This is a genomic window from Nocardia farcinica (genome assembly GCF_029867845.1).
GTDB classification, from domain to species: domain Bacteria; phylum Actinomycetota; class Actinomycetes; order Mycobacteriales; family Mycobacteriaceae; genus Nocardia; species Nocardia farcinica_A.
Genome location: NZ_JARWRU010000585.1, coordinates 1 through 1484, shown reverse-complemented (window position 1 = coordinate 1484; position 1484 = coordinate 1). Strand labels below are relative to the sequence as shown.

Annotated in this window: 1 protein-coding gene; it reads left to right on the top strand. The window is 67.6% G+C overall.

Annotation, left to right across the window (positions count from 1 at the left end; translation table 11 throughout):
- On the top strand, positions 1–1397 hold a 1397-nt coding region (locus tag QH283_RS12765), incomplete at its 5' end, for an ATP-dependent Clp protease ATP-binding subunit (RefSeq protein WP_280503217.1).
- Positions 1398–1484: the final 87 nt, after the last annotated feature.

Below are 1484 nucleotides of genomic sequence, written 5' to 3'. Positions count from 1 at the left end.
CTCGTATAATACACGCCGGGTGCGTGCCGAACAAGGCGATGCACCTAACCGAGGGGGCGGGGGCGCGAAGGCGTTTCCGCCGGAAGACCGCGCCGCCGGACCTGAGCGAGTTCGACGACAAGATAGCCGACGCCCGCCGGGAGAAGGAAAGCGCCATCGACGCGCAGGACTTCGAGAAGGCCGCGCGCCTGCGCGACAAGGAGAAGCAGCTCGTCGCCAAGCGCGCCGAGCGGGAGAAGCAGTGGCGCTCCGGCGACCTGGACGTCGTGGCAGAGGTCGACGACGAGCAGATCGCCGAGGTGCTGGCCAACTGGACCGGCATCCCGGTGTTCAAGCTCACCGAGGAGGAGACCACCCGTCTGCTCCGTATGGAGGAGGAGCTGCACAAGCGGATCATCGGCCAGGAGGACGCCGTCAAGGCCGTCTCCAAGGCGATCCGCCGCACCCGCGCCGGCCTGAAGGATCCCAAGCGCCCGTCCGGCTCGTTCATCTTCGCCGGCCCGTCCGGCGTCGGTAAGACCGAGCTGTCCAAGGCGCTGGCGAACTTCCTGTTCGGCGACGACGACGCGCTCATCCAGATCGACATGGGCGAGTTCCACGACCGCTTCACCGCCTCGCGCCTGTTCGGCGCCCCTCCGGGCTACGTGGGCTACGAGGAGGGCGGCCAGCTCACCGAGAAGGTGCGCCGCAAGCCGTTCTCGGTCGTGCTGTTCGACGAGATCGAGAAGGCGCACCAGGAGATCTACAACACCCTGCTGCAGGTGCTCGAGGACGGCCGTCTCACCGACGGCCAGGGGCGCACGGTCGACTTCAAGAACACCGTGCTGATCTTCACCTCGAACCTCGGCACGCAGGACATCTCCAAGGCCGTCGGCCTCGGCTTCTCGGCGAGCAACAACGCCGGGTCGAACTACGAGCGGATGAAGCTCAAGGTCAACGATGAGCTGAAGAAGCACTTCCGGCCCGAGTTCCTCAACCGCATCGACGACGTGATCGTCTTCCACCAGTTGACCGACGAGCAGATCGTCCAGATGGTGGACCTGATGATCAACCGCGTCGCCACGCAGCTGAAGAACAAGGACATGGCCATCGAGCTCACTCCGCAGGCCAAGAGCCTGCTGGCCAAGCGTGGCTTCGATCCCGTGCTCGGCGCCCGCCCGCTGCGCAGGACGATCCAGCGCGAGATCGAGGACCAGCTGTCGGAGAAGATCCTCTTCGGCGAGATCGGCCCCGGCCAGACCATCCTGGTCGACGTCGAGGGCTGGGACGGCGAGGGTTCCGGCGAGGACGCCCGTTTCACCTTCACCAGCAAGGCGAAGCTGACCAAGGCCGCCGAGCCCGAGGTCGTGCTGACCGGCGCCGCCCAAGGCGCCACCGAGGCCGCCACCCGCGAGTGATACCGCCCGGCGTCCAGCCGCCGCGAGAACGATTCGAAGCCCCCACCCCCCCCGGCGCGGGCCGCCCCCCGTCCAGGGGCCGGGGGC